The sequence below is a fragment of the Pseudomonas algeriensis genome, assembly GCF_048847255.1.
In the GTDB taxonomy this organism is placed as follows: domain Bacteria; phylum Pseudomonadota; class Gammaproteobacteria; order Pseudomonadales; family Pseudomonadaceae; genus Aquipseudomonas.
Window position 1 is genome coordinate 62,192 of the sequence record NZ_JBKKRK010000005.1, and the last position, 19,598, is coordinate 81,789.

Consider the following 19,598-nt stretch of genomic DNA (forward strand, 5'->3'; position numbering starts at 1 on the left):
TTCCTTAATTACGTTACCTAAGTCCCAAGGCAATCGACATGACCGACATTGAGAATAAGAACTACATCATTGCCCTCGACCAGGGCACGACCAGCTCACGTGCCATTATTTTCGACCGTGACGCCAACGTGGTCTGCACGGCCCAACGAGAATTCGTCCAGCATTACCCACAGCCAGGCTGGGTCGAACACGATCCGATGGAGATCTTCGCCACCCAGAGCGCGGTCATGGTCGAAGCGCTTGCCCAGGCCGGGCTGCATCACGACCAGGTCGCCGCCATCGGCATCACCAACCAGCGCGAAACCACGGTGGTCTGGGACAAGTCGACCGGCAGGCCGATCTACAACGCCATTGTCTGGCAATGTCGGCGCAGCACTGAAATCTGCCAGCAGCTCAAGCGTGACGGCCATGAGCAATACATCAGCGAAGCCACCGGCCTGGTCACCGATCCGTATTTCTCCGGCACCAAGCTCAAGTGGATCCTGGATAACGTCGAAGGCAGCCGCGAGCGCGCACGCAACGGCGAGTTGCTGTTCGGCACCGTGGACAGCTGGCTGATCTGGAAATTTACCGGCGGCAAGGTCCATGTCACCGACTACACCAACGCCTCGCGCACCATGCTTTTCAACATCCATACGCTGGAGTGGGACGCGAAGATGCTCGACATCCTCAACATCCCTCGGGAAATGCTGCCGGAGGTCAAATCGTCCTCGCAAATCTACGGCCGCACCAAGAGCGGCATCGCCATCGGCGGTATCGCCGGTGACCAGCAGGCCGCCCTGTTCGGCCAGATGTGCGTGGAACCGGGCCAGGCGAAAAACACCTACGGCACCGGCTGTTTCCTGCTGATGAATACCGGTGACAAAGCGGTCAAATCCAATCACGGCATGCTCACCACCATCGCCTGCGGCCCTCGCGGTGAAGTGGCCTATGCCCTGGAAGGCGCAGTGTTCAATGGCGGGTCTACCGTCCAATGGCTGCGCGATGAACTGAAGATCATCAACGATGCGCTCGACACCGAGTACTTCGCCAACAAGGTCAAGGACAGCAATGGGGTGTATCTGGTCCCGGCGTTCACTGGCCTGGGCGCGCCGTACTGGGACCCTTATGCCCGTGGCGCGCTGTTCGGCCTGACCCGTGGCGTGCGGGTCGACCATATTATCCGGGCCACGCTCGAATCCATCGCCTACCAGACCCGCGATCTGCTCGACGCCATGCAGCAAGACTCCGGCGAGCGCCTCAAGTCCTTGCGCGTGGACGGCGGCGCGGTGGCCAACAACTTCCTCATGCAATTTCAGGCGGATATCCTTGGCACCCAGGTCGAACGCCCAAAAATGCGCGAAACCACCGCCCTCGGTGCAGCGTACCTGGCCGGCTTGGCGTGCGGTTTCTGGAGCAGCCTGGAAGAACTGCGCGGCAAAGCGGTAATCGAGCGTGAGTTCGAACCGCAACTGGACGAGCAAGCCAAGGAAAAACTCTACGCTGGCTGGAAAAAAGCCGTCAGCCGCACCCGCGATTGGGAGCCCCACGAAGACGCCGAATAAGGCCCGTTAAAGTTCTGAAACTGGTCGGGAGGGGATTCCTGCGGCATCATGGGCAAATTTTGAATGGCAGCCCAAAGGAAGCCCCATGAATCTGCCTCCCCGCCAGCAACAAATCCTCGAACTGGTCCGCGAACGCGGCTATGTCAGCATCGAGGAAATGGCGCAATTATTCGTCGTCACCCCACAGACCATCCGCCGCGACATCAATCAATTGGCGGAAGCGAATCTGTTGCGCCGCTATCACGGCGGCGCGGCTTACGATTCAAGCGTGGAAAACACCGCCTACGCCATGCGCGCGGACCAGATGCGCGATGAGAAGCAACGCATCGCCGAAGCCATCGCCGCCCAGATTCCCGATCACGCGTCGCTGTTCATCAACATCGGCACCACCACCGAATCCATCGCCCGGGCGCTGCTCAATCACAACCACCTCAAAGTCATCACCAACAACCTGCACGTGGCGTCGATCCTCAGCGCCAAGGATGATTTCGAAGTCCTGATCGCCGGCGGCAATGTGCGACGCGACGGCGGCGTGGTTGGCCAGGCCAGTGTCGACTTCATCAGCCAGTTCAAGGTCGACTTCGCCCTGGTGGGCATCAGCGGCATCGATGAGGACGGAAGCCTGCTGGACTTCGATTACCAGGAAGTGCGGGTGTCCCAAGCCATCATCGCCAACGCTCGGCAGGTGCTGTTGGCAGCAGATTCCAGCAAATTCGGGCGCAACGCCATGGTCCGCCTGGGCCCGATCAGCCTGATCGATTGCCTGGTAACCGACCAGCAGCCCGTGCCAGCCCTGGCGCATCTGCTGACCCAGCACAAGATTCGATTGGAAGTGGTCTAGCTCCGCGCCCCATGCCCAGAACCCTGGTGGCGAGGAAGTTTATCTCCTCGCCACAGAAGCATTCCGCAATTCTCTTTTTGTTCGAAAATTTTCCTTTCGGCGGCATTCGATCAGTATTTTCAATCGAATCCAACTGGCCGTCGCCGTTTTTATGGGCTAGTATTTTTCGCAAATGAACATTAATGTTCGAATTCAAATATTTCGAAAAGAGCCCGAGGCCAGCCGATGCCCACTACCACCTTGCCTACGCCCCCTCTCGCAGAGATCTATGACATCGCCGTTATAGGCGGCGGCATCAATGGCGTGGGGATCGCTGCGGACGCGGCCGGTCGCGGCCTTTCGGTGTTCCTTTGCGAAAAGGACGACCTCGCCAGCCATACTTCTTCCGCCAGCAGCAAGCTGATACATGGCGGCCTGCGCTATCTCGAACATTATGAATTCCGCCTGGTGCGCGAAGCGCTGGCCGAGCGCGAAGTCCTCCTGGCCAAAGCCCCACACATCGTCAAGCAGATGCGCTTCGTGCTGCCCCATCGGCCGCACCTTCGCCCCGCCTGGATGATCCGCGCCGGCCTGTTCCTTTACGATCATCTGGGCAAGCGTGAGCAGCTCGCCGGCTCCAGGAGTTTGAAATTTGGCGCTGACAGCGTACTGAAAAGCGAAATCACCAAGGGCTTCGAATACTCGGACTGCTGGGTTGACGACGCCCGGCTGGTGGTACTCAACGCCATGGCGGCGCGGGAAAAAGGCGCCCACGTCCATACCCGCACCCGCTGCGTCAGCGCCCGTCGCAGCAAGGGCCTGTGGCAGTTGCATCTGGAGCGTGCCGACGGCAGCCTGTTTTCGATCCAGGCCAAGGCCCTGGTCAACGCCGCCGGCCCGTGGGTGGCCAAGTTCATTCGTGACGACCTGAAGATGGAATCGCCTTACGGTATCCGCCTGATTCAGGGCAGCCACTTGATCGTTCCGAAACTCTACGAAGGCGAGCATGCGCATATTCTCCAGAACGAGGACCAGCGCATTGTCTTCACCATCCCCTACCTGAACCAGTTCACCCTGATCGGCACGACAGATCGCGAATACACCGGCGATCCGGCGAAGGTCGCGATTACCGAAGGCGAAACCGATTACCTACTGAAAGTGGTCAACGCCCACTTCAAGAAACAGGTCAGCCGCGACGACATCCTGCACAGTTATTCCGGCGTCCGGCCGTTGTGCAACGACGAGTCCGACAACCCTTCCGCCGTAACCCGGGATTACACCCTGGCGCTTTCCGCCGCAGGTCAAGAGGCGCCACTGCTTTCGGTATTCGGTGGCAAGCTGACCACTTACCGCAAGCTGGCCGAATCGGCGATGGCGCAACTGGCGCCATACTTTACGCAGATGCGTCCAAGCTGGACCGCCCTGGCAACCTTGCCGGGGGGCGAAAACATGACGACCCCGCAGGCGCTGTGCTCGGCGATTCGCGACAAGTTCGACTGGCTGCCGACCGACATCGCCCGCCGCTGGGCCACCACGTATGGCAGCCGCACCTGGCGCATGCTCGAAGGCGTACACAACCTCGTCGACCTGGGCGAGCACATCGGCGCAGGCCTCTACACCCGAGAAGTCGATTACCTGTGCAGCGACGAGTGGGCCATCGATGCCCAGGACATCCTCTGGCGCCGCAGCAAGCTGGGCTTGTTTACCACCGCCGCAGAGCAGGACAAGCTCCAGCAGTATCTGCAAAAGGTCGAGCACAATCGGCGCAAGATTGAAGCGGCGTGACAGTACCCGCAAGACCAAAAGCCCCTGAATCTACGATCCAGGGGCTTTTTGCATTTTGGAACACACCGCCTATCCCACGGATTAGTGGGGCTCAAGCCATTCGGTTTTCCGAACACAACCCAGCGGTCAGTTCGGCAAACCGGATAAACAAAAGACCAAAAAGCTGAAACAAAACATTAATTTCCTTTAAAAACAACATGATAGTGATAGGCCACTGGCCTGGCACGAGTCATGCTCTACACTCGTGGAGACGAACGCCTGTTACGCCAACACAACAGGAGCTTTCAGGCATTCGAAGCACTCAGGGCCGGTGAACCGGCCGAATACAAAAAAAACAATGTCGAGGAAACATCGATGCGCATCGTTCCCCATCTCCTGGGCGCAGCCGTTGCTGCCGCTCTGATCAGCACTCCGGTTTTCGCAGCCGAACTGACCGGCACGCTGAAAAAGATCAAAGAGTCCGGCGTCATCACGCTCGGCCACCGCGACGCCTCCATTCCGTTTTCCTATATCGCGGACGCTTCCGGCAAGCCCGTCGGCTACTCCCATGACATCCAGCTGCAAGTCGTCGAAGCCCTGAAAAAAGAGCTGGACGTGCCGAACCTGCAGGTCAAGTACAACCTGGTCACCTCGCAGACCCGCATCCCACTGGTGCAGAACGGCACCGTGGACCTGGAGTGCGGCTCCACCACCAACAACGTCGAGCGTCAGCAACAAGTCGCCTTCTCGGTTGGCATCTTCGAGATCGGCACCCGGCTGCTCTCCAAGAAAGATTCCAAATACAAGGATTTCGACGATCTCAAGGGCAAGAACGTCGTGACCACCGCCGGCACCACGTCCGAGCGCATCCTCAAGGCGATGAATGCCGACAAGCAAATGGGCATGAACGTCATCTCCGCCAAGGACCACGGCGAATCCTTCCAGATGCTGGAATCGGGCCGTGCCGTTGCGTTCATGATGGATGACGCCCTGCTGGCCGGCGAAGCCGCCAAGGCCAAGAGGGCGACCGACTGGGAAGTAACCGGTACTCCCCAATCCTACGAAATCTATGGCTGCATGATGCGTAAGGGCGACGAGCCGTTCAAAAAGGTTGTCGATGACGCCATTGTCGCCAGCTACAAGTCTGGCGAGATCAACAAGATCTACGACAAATGGTTCACCCAACCTATCCCGCCTAAAAATCTGAACCTGAACTTCCCGATGAGCGACGAGCTCAAGGCTTTGATCGCCAACCCGACCGATAAAGCGGCTGACGATAAGAAATCCTGATTTCTGACTAACCTTACCTCCTGGAAGGGCGCGGCCCTTTCCAGGAGTGTGTCATTCCCTGCTGGAACCAAAGGAAACACTCGCAACGGTAAGTCGAGCCGTGAGTGTGTGCCCGATCCTCAAGATTGGGCGGGAAAGGATTTCCCCCTGCAGATACTTGTACATCGAACGATCTGAGGGGAGACCCTAATGAATTACAACTGGGACTGGGGCGTGTTCTTCAAGTCCACCGGCGTGGGCAGCGAGATTTATCTCGACTGGTACGTGGCCGGCCTGGGCTGGACCATCGCCATCGCCGTCGTCGCCTGGATCATTGCCCTGCTGCTGGGCTCGATCCTGGGTGTGATGCGTACCGTGCCGAACCGGCTGGTATCGGGCATCGCGACTTGCTACGTGGAACTCTTTCGTAACGTGCCGCTGCTGGTTCAACTGTTCATCTGGTACTTCCTGGTGCCGGACCTGCTGCCCGCCGACATGCAGGAGTGGTACAAGCAGGACCTGAACCCGACCACCTCGGCCTACCTGAGCGTCGTCGTGTGCCTGGGCCTGTTCACCGCCGCGCGGGTCTGCGAACAGGTGCGCACCGGCATCCAGGCGCTGCCGCGCGGCCAGGAATCCGCTGCCCGGGCCATGGGCTTCAAACTGCCGCAGATCTATTGGAACGTGCTGCTGCCCCAGGCCTACCGGATCATCATTCCGCCGCTCACCTCGGAATTCCTCAACGTCTTCAAGAACTCCTCCGTGGCGTCGCTGATCGGCCTGATGGAGCTGCTCGCGCAGACCAAGCAGACCGCCGAATTCTCGGCCAACCTGTTCGAAGCCTTTACCCTGGCGACGCTGATCTACTTCACGTTGAACATGAGCCTGATGCTGCTCATGCGCATGGTCGAGAAGAAAGTCGCGGTGCCCGGCCTGATCTCCGTGGGGGGTAAATAATGGAATTCGACTTCACAGGCATCATCCCGGCCATTCCCGGCTTGTGGAACGGCATGGTGATGACTCTCAAACTGATGGCCCTGGGTGTCGTCGGTGGGATTATTTTGGGGACGATCCTGGCGCTGATGCGCCTGTCCCACAACAAGCTGATCTCCAACATCGCTGGCGCCTACGTCAACTATTTCCGCTCGATCCCGCTGCTGCTGGTCATCACCTGGTTCTACCTGGCGGTCCCGTTCGTGCTGCGCTGGATCACTGGCGAAGACACGCCGATCGGCGCGTTCGGCTCCTGCGTCGTGGCGTTCATGATGTTCGAGGCGGCGTACTTCTGCGAAATCGTCCGGGCCGGCGTGCAGTCGATCCCCAAGGGCCAGATGGGCGCGGCACAGGCACTGGGCATGAATTATGGCCAGGTCATGCGCCTGATCATCCTGCCCCAGGCGTTCCGCAAGATGACCCCGCTGTTGCTGCAACAGAGCATCATCCTGTTTCAGGACACCTCGCTGGTCTACACGGTCGGTCTGGTGGACTTCCTCAATGCTTCGCGAGCCAATGGCGACATCATCGGCCGCTCCAATGAGTTCCTGATCATCGCAGGTCTCGTGTACTTCACAATCAGCTTTGCCGCCTCGCTGCTGGTCAAGCGTCTGCAAAAAAGGTTCGCCGTATGATCTCTATCAAAAACATCAACAAGTGGTATGGGGACTTCCAGGTACTGACCAATTGCAGCACCGAGGTCAGCAAAGGCGAGGTTGTGGTGGTGTGCGGGCCGTCGGGTTCGGGCAAGTCCACGCTGATCAAGTGCGTGAACGCCCTTGAGCCCTTCCAGAAAGGCGACATCGTGGTCGATGGCACGTCCATCGCCGACCCGAAGACCAACCTGCCGAAACTGCGTTCGCGGGTGGGCATGGTGTTCCAGCACTTCGAACTGTTCCCGCACCTGACCATCACCGAGAACCTGACCATCGCGCAGATCAAGGTGCTGGGCCGCAGCAAGGAAGAAGCCACCAAGAAAGGCCTGCAGCTGCTAGAGCGCGTCGGTCTGTCGGCCCACGCCCACAAGCACCCGGGCCAGCTCTCCGGCGGCCAGCAGCAGCGCGTGGCGATCGCCCGTGCGCTGGCGATGGACCCGGTGGTAATGCTGTTCGACGAACCGACCTCGGCGCTTGACCCGGAAATGGTCAACGAAGTGCTCGATGTGATGGTGCAACTGGCCCACGAAGGCATGACCATGATGTGCGTGACCCACGAAATGGGCTTCGCCCGCAAAGTGGCGAACCGGGTGATCTTCATGGATCAGGGCCAGATCATCGAAGACTGCCCGAAAGAAGAGTTCTTCGGCGACATCAGCGCCCGCTCCGAACGTGCACAGCATTTCCTTGAGAAGATTCTGCAGCACTAAGCATCGCCTTTTCTAGGCGCGCTTGTCCTTGTGGCGAGGGAGCTTGCTCCCGCTGGGTCGCGCAGCGGCCCTAAACCGGAAATGCAATGTCTCTGGCATACCGCATGAACCGTTTTGCGGCTGCTTTGCAGCCGAGCGGGAGCAAGCTCCCTCGCCACAGGACCGCGTTCGAAGGACGACCGCCGCCACACTGGTTGACCCAAGGCTTCTGTGATGAAATGCGACCCCACTCTTTATCGCGCCGCACCGCCATCACTCGCCGTGAAACCCCGCCTGATCCGCCATCTGTTCCTGCCGCCGCTGGTCATTGCGTTGATGATCGGCCTGGGTTACCTCGGCTTCTGGATCAGCGAGCACTATGGCATTCGCGGCCTTGCCGAGAATGGCGAGCGTCAGTTGGAGCTGCACGCCCGCGCGGTGGAAAGCGAAATCAGCAAATACACCTATTTGCCCAGCCTGCTGGAACTTGAATCCAGCGTCTCGAAATTGCTCGACGACCCGACGCCCGAGCATCGCAAGATCGTCAACGAATACCTTGAGGGCCTGAACCGGCGCAGTCGCAGCCGGGCCATCTACGTCATGGACACCACCGGCCGCGTCATGGCCACCAGCAACTGGCGCGACGTCGACAGCTACCTGGGGGAAGACTTGTCTTTCCGCGCCTATTTCCAGAACGCCGTGCGCGGCCAGCCGGGGCGCTTCTATGGCATCGGCAGCACCAGCGGCGAACCCGGTTATTACCTGGCCCATGGCCTGGAGCAACAAGGCAAGATCATCGGCGTGGCCGTGGTCAAGGTCCGCCTCGAAGCCATGGAGGAGCGCTGGCAGCGGGCCCGCCTGGAAGCCTTCGTCAGCGATGAGAACGGCATCATCATCCTCTCCAGCGATCCGGCGCGGCGGCTCAAATCGGTGCGTCCGCTGAGCGACGAAACCAAGGAGCGCCTGGCCCGCAGCCTGCAATATTACTGGTTCCCGCTCAACGAGCTGATCCCTCTGGCGCGGGAACGGCTGGCCGAGGGCATGGAGAAGCTGACTTTCCCCGCCAACACCGAAATCGCGGCTGACCAGCGCGCCACCAGCTACCTTTCCCAGACCCGGCCGCTGAGCGACACACCGTGGAATTTCACGTTACTGACCCCGCTCGAAGACCTGCGCCGCCAAGCGATCAACCAAGGCATTCTGGTGGCCGTGGCGTTTGCCCTGGTGGCTTTCCTGCTGATCGCCTGGAACGAACGTCGCAAAGTCATCGCCACCCGCCTCGCCGCTCGCGAAGCGTTGCAAGAGGCCAACAATCAGCTCGAACGTCGGATTACCGAACGCACCACCGACCTGCGGGCCAGCAACGAACGGCTCAAGGGCCAGATCCGCGAACGACGGCAGGCCGAAGAGACCTTGCGGCGCGCCCAGGACGAACTGGTGCAAGCCGGCAAGCTGGCGGCCATCGGCCAGATGTCCACCAGCATCGCCCATGAACTCAACCAGCCTTTGGCCGCCCTGCGCACCCTGTCGGGCAATACCGTGCGCTTTTTGGAAAGGGGCCAGCTGGATATCGCCAGCGCCAATCTCAGGACCATCAACGACCTGATCGATCGCATGGGTCGGATCACCGCCAGCCTGCGCGCCTTCGCCCGGCGCGGCGACGACAAGGGCCGGGCGAGCCTGGGCAAGGCTGTCGGGGCCGCGCTGCAATTGCTGGGCGCGCGCCTTGAAAAACTCGACATCCAGATCCACACGGCATTCGAAGACGTTCAGGTCCAGATCGACCAGACGCGCCTGGAACAGATCCTGGTGAACCTGATCGGCAATGCCCTTGACGCGATGCAGCTACAACCCGCGCCGAAGCTGTGGCTCGAAGGCCAAGGCAGCGATGGCAAATATCGTCTGCGGGTGCGGGATAATGGCCACGGCATCGACCCGGAGGCTCGCAAGCATCTGTTCGAACCGTTCTTCACCACCAAACCCGGCGAACAAGGCCTGGGCCTTGGCTTGACGCTTTCGGCAAGCCTGTGTGCCGCCGCCGGCGGACATTTGGGAGTCGAGCATCCGGAGGATGGTGGCACCACGTTTATCCTCAGTTTACCGTTGGTAAGCCTTTTACCTGCCGAGCCGCTATGAACAACGACCTGAGCGTATTGATCGTCGAAGACGACCCCCACGTCCTGCTGGGCTGCCAGCAGGCCTTGAGCCTGGAAGATATTCCCTGCATTGGCGTGGGCAGCGCCGAAGAGGCCCTTGAGCGGGTCGGCGATGATTTTGCCGGCATCGTCATCAGCGATATCCGCCTGCCGGGCATCGACGGCCTGGAACTGCTGACCCGTCTCAAGGCCCGGGACCGCAGCCTGCCGGTGGTGTTGATCACCGGCCACGGCGATATTTCCATGGCCGTAGGCGCGATGCAGAAAGGCGCCTACGATTTCATGGAAAAACCGTTCTCCCCCGAGCGCCTGGTGGACGTTGCACGCCGCGCCCTGGAACAGCGCAGCCTGGCCCGGGAAGTTTCTTCGCTGCGCAGGCAACTGGCCGAGCGTGATTCCCTGGAAGGCCGCATCATCGGCCGCTCGCCGGCCATGCAGCACCTGCGCGAGCTGATCGCCAACGTCGCCGACACCTCAGCCAACGTGTTGATCGAAGGCGAAACCGGCACCGGCAAGGAATTGGTCGCCCGTTGCCTGCATGATTTCAGCCGGCGTCACGACAAGCAGTTCGTCGCGCTGAACTGCGGTGGCCTGCCGGAGAACCTGTTTGAAAGCGAGATTTTCGGCCACGAGGCCAACGCTTTCACTGGCGCGGGTAAGCGCCGGATCGGCAAGATCGAGCATGCCGATGGCGGCACGCTGTTTCTCGATGAAGTAGAGAGCATGCCCCTGCCCTTGCAGATCAAGCTATTGCGCGTGTTGCAGGAACGCACCCTCGAACGCCTGGGGTCGAACCAGAGCGTGGCCGTGGATTGTCGGGTGATTGCCGCCACCAAGTCCGACCTGGACGAAATGGGTCGGACCGGGCAGTTCCGCAGCGACCTGTATTACCGCCTCAATGTGGTGACGCTGGAGCTGCCGCCCCTGCGGGAGCGGCGCGAAGACATCCTGCAACTGTTCGAACATTTTCTCCAGCAATCGTCCCTGCGCTTCGACCGTACCGTACCGGAGCTGGACAACCACACTCTGTCGAACCTGATGAGCCACGATTGGCCGGGCAACGTGCGCGAGCTGCGCAACGTCGCCGAACGTTACGCCCTGGGCTTGCCGGCGTTCAAGAAAGCCGGCACCAGCACCGGCAGCCAAGGCCTGGCCTTCGCCGAAGCGGTTGAAGCCTTCGAGCGCAACCTGCTGGTGGATGCGTTGCAACGCAGCGGCGGCAACCTGACCCAGGCCAGCCAGGAACTGGGTATGGCCAAGACCACGCTCTTCGACAAAGTCAAAAAATATGGCTTGAGCCACTGACCTGGGACATGAACCTGTGGATCTTATTTTCAAGGCCGCGCTCGGCGCAGCCGTTGTCGTCATCCTGGCGATGCTCGCCAAGACCAAGAACTATTACATCGCCGGGCTGGTGCCGCTGTTTCCGACCTTTGCGCTGATTGCCCACTACATCGTCGGCAAGGGCCGCTCGGTGGATGACCTGAAGACCACCATCGTGTTCGGCATGTGGTCGATCATTCCGTATTTCGTCTATCTCGCGACGCTGTACGTGATGGTCGACCGGATGCGCCTCGAAGCGTCATTGGCCGTGGCTGCCGTCGCCTGGTTGATGGCGGCGACGGTGCTGGTCAGTGTCTGGGTGAGGATCCACGGCTGATTCGCTGCACGGATCGATGGCTCAATAGCCGACAGTGAACCGCGTCCGCGAAAACTGCGGCGCCTGGACCTCATCGATCATCGCAATGGCGTAGTCGGCGAAGCCGATCCAACTGCGCCCGGCGTTATCGAACAGCAAGTGATCCTTGCCGACGCGGAACTGGCCGGTGCGTTCGGTTTCGACGAACTCCGCCGAGGGCGAAAGGAAGGTCCAATCGAGGTCCTGCTCCTTGCCCAACACGTCCAGGAACAACGCTCCGGCCGTGGCTTCGGCCAGGTATTCCTCCGGGAAGCCCTTGCTGTCGATCACGCGGCTGTTATCCGGCAACAACAACGAACCGGCACCGCCCACAACCAGCAGTCGCTTGACTCCGGCGGCCTTCACCGGTGCGACAACCTTGTCGGCCGGCACCGTGGCGAAATGCGCGGCACTGATGACCACGTCGTGGCCTGCTACCGCTGCGGTCAGTGCCTCGCTGTCCAGTACGTCCAACTGCTTGCTGACCACTCCCGCCCGTGTGCCGATTTTTCCGGTGTTGCGGGCGATGGCCGTCACGCTGTGACCACGGCGCAAGGCTTCTTCCAGCAGTTGGCTGCCGGCCCGGCCTGTAGCGCCGATGATTGCGATGGTGCTCATGGGATTCTCCTATGGTTATTCGTAGTGATTACTTCAACGCGTTCTAGAACCATGAACACGTTCGTGGCGAGGGAGCTTGCTTCCGCTGGGCTGCGCAGCAGACCCGGTATTTGCGACGGCTTCGCAGCCGAGCGGGAGCAAGCTCCCTCGCCCCAAAAGCGTCCAGATCAAAGTTCGGGTTTCACCACCTCATTTCGCCCTTCGCCACCTTGGCGCTCAGCTCCAGGGAACTGTCCTCCCCCAGCTGTGGATAGCGTAGTTTCATGGCGGCGATCAGTGCGGCGGAATTCTTGGCCTTGGCGGTTTCTTCGTCGAAGGCCTTGATGTAATCGGCGGTGAAGCGCACTGGCGCCAGGGAACGAGCGCTTTCGCCCAGGTAATGGCCGGGGATCACGGTGGTCGGTTGCAGCTTTTGGATGTTATCCAGCGTCGCCAGCCAATCCTGGTGGGATTGCGGCGTCTGGGTATCGGCCATCCAGACGTGAATGTTCTCCGCCACCACCACACCTCCCACCACCGCCTTGATCGACGGAATCCACACGAAACTGCGGTCCGGCTGAGGGCCGTCAAGGCCGACGACCTGCAAGCGCTTGCCTTCCAGCGTCAGGCTGTCGCCCTTGAGCACTTGGGGCACCAGCGTCTTGGACGGCGCGTCGGTCTTCAGGATCGGCCCCCAATATTTCAACTTGCCATCGGCAGTGGCCTTGATGTGCTCCACGGTTGGCGCGGATGCGAGGACTTTGGCTTCCGGGAAAGTGGCTACCAGGGTTTGCAGGCCAAAATAGTAGTCGGGGTCGCCGTGGCTGATGTAGATCGTGGTCAACCGCTTGCCACTGGCGCGGATTTTTTCCACGACCTGCTCGGCCTGGGTTTTGCCAAATTGGGCGTCCACCAGGATCGCCTCGTTTTCACCGCTGACCAATACCGAAGTCACCGGGAAAATCGCCGCCGCGCCGGGGTTGTAGACGTCGAGCGTCAAGTCGGCGGCCCAGGCCTGGGCCGTGATGGCCAGCGCTGCGGTCGCCAGCGACAAGCGTTTTAGAAGAGTGAAACCGGTCATGAGGTGCTCCGTTGTGCAATGGCCCGCAAGGGAATGAACGGAGCTTAGTTGCCAGACTCAGTACAAAAAATGCGATGCTGGGACATAGTTTGTTTCTAAAATCGGGCAGATCATGGATCGTCTACAAGCAATGCGGGTGTTCGTCACCGTGGTGGACCTGGGCAGCCAGTCGGCGGCGGCCGAGCACCTGGATTTGTCGCGGCCGGTGGTATCGCGCTATCTGGCGGAGCTGGAAGATTGGGTCGGTGCCCGGCTGATGCACCGCACCACGCGCAAGCTGAGCCTGACGGCCGCAGGCACGGAGACCCTGCCCCGCTGCCGGCAGATGCTGGAGCTGTGCGGCGACATGCAAGCGGCCGTCAGCACGCCCGAAGACGCGCCACGGGGCATGCTGCGCATCAGCGCCAGCCCCTCGTTCGGCCAGTCGCAATTGGCGAGTGCGATGGCCGAATACGTCCAGCGCTACCCGGGCGTGAGCGTTGACCTGCAAATGCTCGATCGCACCGTCAATCTGGTGGACGAACGCATCGACCTGGCGATCCGCATGAGCAACGATCTCGATCCGAACCTGATCGCCCGGCGTCTCACGGTCTGCCGTTCGGTCATCTGCGCCTCCCCCCGCTACCTGCGCGAACATTCGACACCGCAACGGGTGGAAGACCTGAGCCAGCACAACTGCCTGACCCATTCCTACGTAGGCAAAAGCCTCTGGCATTTCGAGCAGGACGGCGAACAGCTGTCGGTGCCGGTGCAGGGCAACATCAGCGCCAACGAAGCCAGCACCTTGCTCCAGGCAACGATAGCCGGCGCCGGTGTGGCGATGCTGCCCAGCTACCAGGTCGGCCCTCATATCCAGAACGGCGAACTGGTGCGCCTGCTGCCCCACGCCGAACCGCGCCGGATGAACATGTATGCGGTGTATGCCTCACGCAAGCACATGCCCTCGGCGTTGCGCAGCCTGCTGGATTTTCTGGTACTCAGGTTTCCCGAAACACCTGAATGGGATGTGGGGTTGTAGCTACCTCTGCGGGAACCTTTGTGGGAGCGAGCTTGCTCGCTCCCACAAGGGATCTCTGTACAGCCTTAAGCCTTGCGCCAGGATTTCACCATTAGCCCGCCCCAAGGCATACTTGCCACCCTCCGCATTCCAGAGCCCAAAGCCGCCCCATGCGTATCCACGTCAGTTTCATCGACCGCGTCGGCATCACCCAGGAAGTCCTGGCCTTGCTTGGTGGGCGCAATCTCAACCTGGATGCGGTGGAAATGGTCCCGCCCAACGTCTACATCGACGCCCCGACTCTCAGCCCACAGGTGCTGGATGAGTTGCGCGAGGCGCTGTTCAGCGTGCGCGGCGTGCAGGCGGTCACGGTGGTGGACATCCTGCCGGGCCAGCGCCGGCACTTGCAGCTCGATGCCTTGCTCGCCGCCATGACCGACCCGGTGCTGGCCCTGGACAGCGCCGGCAAGGTGTTGCTCGCCAACCCGGCGCTGATCGCCCTGTACGGTCGTGAACCGGCCGGGGAAAGCGTCGCGGAACTGTTCGATGACGCGGCGCTGCTGGACGCGCTGTTGGAAAACGGTTTTCGCTTGCCGCTGCGGGAAATCACCGTCAACGGCCAGACGCTGCTCCTCGACGCCACGCCCATCACCGATGCCGGGGCGCTGCTGACGCTTTATCAGCCCAACCGTATCGGTGAACGCCTGTCGGCGTTGCACCACGATCACGCCGAAGGCTTCGACGCGCTGCTGGGCGAATCCCCGGCGATACGCACCCTCAAGGCCCGCGCCCAACGGGTCGCGGCCCTGGATGCACCGCTGCTGATCCAAGGCGAGACGGGCACCGGCAAGGAACTGGTGGCCCGCGCCTGCCACGCCATCAGTGCCCGACACAGCGCACCGTTCCTGGCCCTCAACTGTGCGGCACTGCCAGAAAACCTGGCCGAAAGTGAACTGTTCGGCTACGCCCCAGGCGCCTTCACTGGCGCGCAACGGGGCGGCAAGCCCGGGCTGATGGAGCTGGCGAACCAGGGCACGGTATTCCTCGATGAAATCGGCGAAATGTCGCCGTACTTGCAAGCCAAGCTGCTGCGTTTCCTGAACGATGGCAGCTTCCGCCGGGTCGGCGGCGACCGGGAAATCAAGGTCAACGTGCGGATTCTCAGCGCGACCCACCGTAACCTGGAGAAAATGGTCAACGAAGGCTCGTTCCGCGAAGACTTGTTCTATCGCTTGAACGTGCTCAATGTCGAAGTCCCGCCGCTGCGTGAACGCGGCCAGGACATCCTGCTGCTCGCGCGGTATTTCATGCAGCAGGCCTGCGCGCAGATCCAGCGCCCGGTCTGCCGCCTGGCCCCTGGCACTTACCCGGCCTTGCTGGGCAACCGCTGGCCGGGCAACGTGCGGCAATTGCAGAACGTGATCTTCCGCGCCGCCGCCATCTGCGAAAGCAGCCTCGTGGATATCGGCGACCTGGACATCGCCGGCACCTCCGTGGCGCGTCAGGGCGACGTCGAAGTCGAAAGCCTGGAGCAGGCGGTGGAAAGCTTCGAGAAGCACCTGCTCGAAAGCCTCTACGCCAATTACCCTTCTACTCGCCAGCTCGCCAGCCGACTGCAGACCTCCCATACCGCAATTGCCCATCGGTTGCGCAAGTACGGTATTTCCGGGAAGCCGTAGCTTTACTCGGCTACCTGTGGGAGCGAGCCTGCTCGCGAAAGCGGTATATTAGCCAACATCATTATTGACTGAAAAACTGCTTTCGCGAGCAGGCTCGCTCCCACATTGGTCTGAGGCGTATTTGAAAGTTAGCCAAAAACGACCTCCACCTGTACTGAAAGCGCTACAGCGGAACGATATCGCTACACCCCGCGCTGACCTGCTCTGCGCAAGGCTTTGATCCCGCAACGATTTTTTCCAGGCGACTAGCTGTAGCGTTTTCGCTACAGGTTGTAATAGCGAGCGCGCTGGAAAACCATCCAATACATTGATAAACAAAGACTTTTAAACATTGGCCACGTTCTTGCTAAGGGTTTAACCATTCGGCCGGGCCAAGCCCCGCGCCTTTCTTCGCGTCCACCAGACGATCTGGCCCCAGGAGTTTCCATGAGCGAGTTGCGTTTCACTGAAGATCACGAATGGCTGCGCGCCGAAACCGACGGCAGCGTCACCGTAGGCATTACCGCTTTCGCGCAGAACGCGTTGGGCGACGTGGTTTTTGTGCAACTGCCTGAATTGCAGGCCTACGCCAAAGGCGACGAGGCCTCCACCGTTGAGTCCGTCAAGGCCGCCAGCGGCGTGTACATGCCACTGGACGGTGAAGTGCTGGAAGTGAATGAAGCACTCGGCGACAGCCCGGAGCTGGTCAACGAAGATCCGATGGGCGAAGGCTGGTTCTTCCGTTTTAAACCGACCGACGCCGATGCAGTGGCTAAGCTGTTGGATCAAGACGCCTACGACCGCCTGATCAAAGCCAACGCCGAAGCCTGAGGAGCGCACCATGACCGTTAATCTCGGCACCGCCAACGAATTCATCGCCCGCCACATCGGCCCGCGTGCAGGCGACGAGCAAGCCATGCTCGAACGCCTGGGCTACGACTCCCTGGAAGCCCTGAGCGCCAGCGTCATCCCGGAAAGCATCAAGGGCACCAGCGTCCTGGACATGGACGACGGCCAGAGCGAAGCCGATGCACTGGCCTCGATCAAGGCCATCGCCGGCAAGAATCAACTGTTCAAGACCTACATCGGCCAGGGCTACTACAACTGCCATACGCCGGCACCGATCCTGCGCAACCTGCTGGAAAATCCGGCCTGGTACACCGCCTACACCCCTTACCAGCCGGAAATCTCCCAGGGCCGTCTCGAAGCACTGCTGAACTTCCAGACCTTGATCAGCGACCTCACCGGCCTGCCGATCGCCAACGCCTCCCTGCTGGACGAAGCCACCGCCGCCGCCGAAGCCATGACCTTCTGCAAGCGCTTGAGCAAGAACAAGGGCAGCAATGCGTTCTTCGCCTCCGTGCACAGCCACCCGCAGACCCTCGACGTGCTGCGCACCCGTGCCGAGCCCCTGGGCATCGACGTGGTCGTGGGCGACGAGCGCGAACTGAGCGACGTCAGCAGCTTCTTCGGCGCACTCTTGCAGTACCCGGCCAGCAATGGCGACCTGTTCGACTACCGCGAGCTGACCGAACGCTTCCACGCCGCCAATGCCCTGGTGGCCGTGGCCGCCGACCTGCTGGCCCTGACCCTGCTGACCCCTCCGGGCGAGTTCGGTGCCGACGTTGCCATCGGCAGCGCCCAGCGCTTCGGCGTTCCCCTGGGTTTCGGCGGTCCGCACGCGGCCTTTTTCTCCACCAAGGATGCGTTCAAGCGCGACATGCCGGGCCGGCTGGTCGGCGTTTCCGTGGACCGTTTCGGCAAGCCGGCCCTGCGCCTGGCGATGCAGACCCGCGAGCAACACATCCGCCGCGAGAAAGCCACCAGCAACATCTGCACCGCCCAGGTTCTGCTCGCCAACATCGCCAGCATGTACGCTGTGTACCACGGTCCCAAGGGCCTGGTGCAAATTGCCAACCGCATCCATCACCTGACCGCGATCCTTGCCAAGGGTCTGGGCGCAATGGGTCTGAAGGTCGAGCAAGAAAGCTTCTTCGACACCCTGACGCTGCACACTGGCGCGCAAACCGCCGCGCTGCACGACAAGGCCCGCGCCCAGCGCATCAACCTGCGTGCAGTGGACGCCGAACGCCTGGGCCTGTCCCTGGACGAAACCACCAACCAGGCTGACATCGAAGCACTGTGGAGCCTGTTGGCCGACGGCAAGCCTCTGCCGGACTTCACCGCACTGGCTACCAGCATGCAAAGCCGCATCCCGGCCGAGCTGGTGCGCCAATCGGCGATCCTCAGCCACCCGGTGTTCAACCGCTACCACTCCGAAACCGAGCTGATGCGCTACCTGCGCAAGCTCGCCGACAAGGACCTGGCGCTGGATCGCACCATGATCCCGCTGGGTTCCTGCACCATGAAACTCAACGCCGCCAGCGAAATGATCCCGGTGACCTGGGCAGAGTTCGGCGCCCTGCATCCGTTCGCCCCGGCCGAGCAAAGCGCCGGCTATCAGCAACTGACCGACGAGCTCGAAGCCATGCTCTGCGCCGCCACCGGCTATGACGCGGTGTCGCTGCAACCCAACGCCGGTTCCCAGGGCGAATACGCCGGCCTGCTGGCGATCCGCGCCTATCACCAGAGCCGTGGCGAAGACCGTCGCGACATCTGCCTGATCCCGTCTTCGGCCCACGGCACCAACCCGGCCACCGCCAACATGGCCGGCATGCGCGTGGTCGTGACCGCCTGCGATGCCCGTGGCAACGTCGACATCGAAGACCTGCGGGCCAAGGCCATCGAGCACCGCGAGCACCTCGCCGCGCTGATGATCACCTACCCGTCCACCCACGGCGTGTTCGAGGAAGGCATCCGCGAGATTTGCGGCATCATTCATGACAACGGCGGCCAGGTGTACATCGACGGCGCCAACATGAACGCGATGGTCGGCCTCTGCGCCCCGGGCAAATTCGGCGGCGACGTCTCGCACCTGAACCTGCACAAGACCTTCTGCATTCCCCACGGCGGTGGCGGCCCGGGCGTCGGCCCGATTGGCGTCAAGTCGCACCTGGCGCCGTTCCTGCCGGGCCACGCCAACATGGAACGCAAGGAAGGCGCGGTGTGCGCGGCGCCGTTCGGCAGTGCGAGCATCCTGCCGATCACCTGGATGTACATCCGCATGATGGGCGGCGCGGGCCTCAAGCGCGCTTCGCAGCTGGCGATTCTCAACGCCAACTACATCGCCCGTCGCCTGGAAGAGCATTATCCGGTGCTCTACTCCGGCAGCAACGGCCTGGTGGCCCACGAATGCATCCTCGACCTGCGCCCGCTCAAGGACAGCAGCGGCATCAGTGTCGATGACGTGGCCAAGCGCCTGATCGACTTCGGTTTCCACGCCCCGACCATGTCGTTCCCGGTGGCCGGCACGTTGATGATCGAGCCGACCGAAAGCGAATCCAAGGAAGAGCTGGACCGCTTCTGCGACGCCATGATCTGCATCCGCGAAGAAATCCGCGCGGTGGAAAACGGCAGCCTCGACAAAGACGACAACCCGCTGAAGAACGCCCCGCACACCGCGGCGGAACTCGTCGGCGACTGGACTCACCCCTACAGCCGCGAGCAGGCGGTGTACCCGGTGGCGTCGTTGATCGAAGGCAAATACTGGCCGCCAGTCGGTCGGGTCGACAACGTGTTCGGCGACCGCAACCTGGTCTGCGCCTGCCCGTCGATCGAAAGCTACGCTTGACCATG

Annotated in this window: 16 protein-coding genes; 14 read left to right on the forward strand and 2 right to left on the reverse strand. The window is 61.4% G+C overall.

The window, feature by feature from the left end:
* Window positions 1-38: 38 nt before the first annotated feature.
* From glpK to ACLK1G_RS09685, 10 genes are all read left to right on the forward strand, one after another.
* The gene (gene glpK / locus ACLK1G_RS09640; RefSeq protein WP_420765234.1) at window positions 39-1,544 is read left to right on the forward strand and encodes a glycerol kinase GlpK; all 1,506 of its coding nucleotides are present in this window, start codon (window positions 39-41) and stop codon (window positions 1,542-1,544) included.
* 85 nt (window positions 1,545-1,629) lie between these two features.
* Entirely contained in the window at window positions 1,630-2,385 is a 756-nt protein-coding gene (locus ACLK1G_RS09645; protein WP_420765235.1) for a DeoR/GlpR family transcriptional regulator, read from the forward strand.
* A 225-nt stretch (window positions 2,386-2,610) separates the two neighbouring features.
* Window positions 2,611-4,149: a glycerol-3-phosphate dehydrogenase gene (glpD, locus tag ACLK1G_RS09650; RefSeq protein ID WP_420765236.1), complete on the forward strand. Its 1,539-nt coding sequence runs from the start codon at window positions 2,611-2,613 to the stop codon at window positions 4,147-4,149.
* Window positions 4,150-4,503: 354 nt separating this feature from the next.
* Entirely contained in the window at window positions 4,504-5,418 is a 915-nt protein-coding gene (locus ACLK1G_RS09655) for a glutamate/aspartate ABC transporter substrate-binding protein (RefSeq protein WP_420765237.1), read from the forward strand.
* A gap of 189 nt (window positions 5,419-5,607) precedes the next feature.
* Window positions 5,608-6,354 carry an amino acid ABC transporter permease gene (locus tag ACLK1G_RS09660; RefSeq protein WP_053124568.1) on the forward strand — a complete coding sequence of 249 codons (747 nt, stop codon included), beginning with the start codon at window positions 5,608-5,610 and terminating at the stop codon, window positions 6,352-6,354.
* On the forward strand, window positions 6,354-7,025 hold the full coding sequence (locus tag ACLK1G_RS09665) for an amino acid ABC transporter permease (protein ID WP_030140772.1): 672 nt from the start codon (window positions 6,354-6,356) through the stop codon (window positions 7,023-7,025). Before ACLK1G_RS09660 ends, ACLK1G_RS09665 begins: the two co-directional genes overlap by 1 nt.
* Window positions 7,022-7,756, forward strand: a complete 735-nt coding sequence (locus ACLK1G_RS09670) for an amino acid ABC transporter ATP-binding protein (protein WP_018614195.1) — start codon at window positions 7,022-7,024, stop codon at window positions 7,754-7,756. Before ACLK1G_RS09665 ends, ACLK1G_RS09670 begins: the two co-directional genes overlap by 4 nt.
* Before the next feature lie 213 nt (window positions 7,757-7,969).
* Window positions 7,970-9,871: a two-component sensor histidine kinase AauS gene (aauS, locus tag ACLK1G_RS09675; RefSeq protein WP_420765238.1), complete on the forward strand. Its 1,902-nt coding sequence runs from the start codon at window positions 7,970-7,972 to the stop codon at window positions 9,869-9,871.
* On the forward strand, window positions 9,868-11,196 hold the full coding sequence (gene aauR / locus ACLK1G_RS09680) for a two-component response regulator AauR (protein ID WP_420765239.1): 1,329 nt from the start codon (window positions 9,868-9,870) through the stop codon (window positions 11,194-11,196). The genes aauS and aauR overlap by 4 nt, the downstream gene beginning before the upstream one ends.
* Window positions 11,197-11,221: 25 nt before the next feature.
* Window positions 11,222-11,551, forward strand: a complete 330-nt coding sequence (locus tag ACLK1G_RS09685) for a GlpM family protein (protein ID WP_212800569.1) — start codon at window positions 11,222-11,224, stop codon at window positions 11,549-11,551.
* Window positions 11,552-11,572: 21 nt separating this feature from the next.
* Here the strand turns inward: ACLK1G_RS09685 and ACLK1G_RS09690 are convergent, their stop codons facing one another.
* Together ACLK1G_RS09690 and ACLK1G_RS09695 are read right to left on the reverse strand one after the other, a co-directional pair.
* Window positions 11,573-12,187, reverse strand: a complete 615-nt coding sequence (locus tag ACLK1G_RS09690) for an NAD(P)-dependent oxidoreductase (RefSeq protein ID WP_420765240.1) — start codon at window positions 12,185-12,187, stop codon at window positions 11,573-11,575.
* A 181-nt stretch (window positions 12,188-12,368) separates the two neighbouring features.
* Window positions 12,369-13,247 carry an MBL fold metallo-hydrolase gene (locus ACLK1G_RS09695; RefSeq protein WP_420765241.1) on the reverse strand — a complete coding sequence of 293 codons (879 nt, stop codon included), beginning with the start codon at window positions 13,245-13,247 and terminating at the stop codon, window positions 12,369-12,371.
* A 112-nt stretch (window positions 13,248-13,359) separates the two neighbouring features.
* Here ACLK1G_RS09695 and ACLK1G_RS09700 point away from each other — a divergent pair, with 112 nt between their 5' ends.
* The 4 genes from ACLK1G_RS09700 (at window position 13,360) to gcvP (ending at window position 19,593) form a co-directional block, all read left to right on the forward strand.
* Window positions 13,360-14,265 (forward strand): LysR family transcriptional regulator, encoded by a 906-nt coding sequence (locus tag ACLK1G_RS09700; protein ID WP_420765242.1) that lies wholly within the window; start codon window positions 13,360-13,362, stop codon window positions 14,263-14,265.
* Window positions 14,266-14,414: 149 nt separating this feature from the next.
* The gene (locus ACLK1G_RS09705; protein ID WP_420765243.1) at window positions 14,415-15,923 is read left to right on the forward strand and encodes a sigma-54-dependent transcriptional regulator; all 1,509 of its coding nucleotides are present in this window, start codon (window positions 14,415-14,417) and stop codon (window positions 15,921-15,923) included.
* 426 nt (window positions 15,924-16,349) lie between these two features.
* A complete protein-coding gene (gene gcvH, locus ACLK1G_RS09710; protein WP_420765244.1) occupies window positions 16,350-16,733 on the forward strand; it encodes a glycine cleavage system protein GcvH in 384 nt (127 codons plus the stop codon).
* A gap of 10 nt (window positions 16,734-16,743) precedes the next feature.
* On the forward strand, window positions 16,744-19,593 hold the full coding sequence (gcvP, locus tag ACLK1G_RS09715) for an aminomethyl-transferring glycine dehydrogenase (protein ID WP_420765245.1): 2,850 nt from the start codon (window positions 16,744-16,746) through the stop codon (window positions 19,591-19,593).
* Window positions 19,594-19,598: the final 5 nt, after the last annotated feature.

Bases quoted from the DNA above. Each gene is read 5' to 3' on its own strand.
- glpK (WP_420765234.1), top strand. From the start codon at position 39: ATGACCGACATTGAGAATAAGAACTACATCATTGCCCTCGACCAGGGC.
- ACLK1G_RS09645 (WP_420765235.1), top strand. From the start codon at position 1,630: ATGAATCTGCCTCCCCGCCAGCAACAAATCCTCGAACTGGTCCGCGAA.
- glpD (WP_420765236.1), top strand. From the start codon at position 2,611: ATGCCCACTACCACCTTGCCTACGCCCCCTCTCGCAGAGATCTATGAC.
- ACLK1G_RS09655 (WP_420765237.1), top strand. From the start codon at position 4,504: ATGCGCATCGTTCCCCATCTCCTGGGCGCAGCCGTTGCTGCCGCTCTG.
- ACLK1G_RS09660 (WP_053124568.1), top strand. From the start codon at position 5,608: ATGAATTACAACTGGGACTGGGGCGTGTTCTTCAAGTCCACCGGCGTG.
- ACLK1G_RS09665 (WP_030140772.1), top strand. From the start codon at position 6,354: ATGGAATTCGACTTCACAGGCATCATCCCGGCCATTCCCGGCTTGTGG.
- ACLK1G_RS09670 (WP_018614195.1), top strand. From the start codon at position 7,022: ATGATCTCTATCAAAAACATCAACAAGTGGTATGGGGACTTCCAGGTA.
- aauS (WP_420765238.1), top strand. From the start codon at position 7,970: ATGAAATGCGACCCCACTCTTTATCGCGCCGCACCGCCATCACTCGCC.
- aauR (WP_420765239.1), top strand. From the start codon at position 9,868: ATGAACAACGACCTGAGCGTATTGATCGTCGAAGACGACCCCCACGTC.
- ACLK1G_RS09690 (WP_420765240.1), bottom strand. From the start codon at position 12,187: ATGAGCACCATCGCAATCATCGGCGCTACAGGCCGGGCCGGCAGCCAA.
- ACLK1G_RS09695 (WP_420765241.1), bottom strand. From the start codon at position 13,247: ATGACCGGTTTCACTCTTCTAAAACGCTTGTCGCTGGCGACCGCAGCG.
- ACLK1G_RS09700 (WP_420765242.1), top strand. From the start codon at position 13,360: ATGGATCGTCTACAAGCAATGCGGGTGTTCGTCACCGTGGTGGACCTG.
- ACLK1G_RS09705 (WP_420765243.1), top strand. From the start codon at position 14,415: ATGCGTATCCACGTCAGTTTCATCGACCGCGTCGGCATCACCCAGGAA.
- gcvH (WP_420765244.1), top strand. From the start codon at position 16,350: ATGAGCGAGTTGCGTTTCACTGAAGATCACGAATGGCTGCGCGCCGAA.
- gcvP (WP_420765245.1), top strand. From the start codon at position 16,744: ATGACCGTTAATCTCGGCACCGCCAACGAATTCATCGCCCGCCACATC.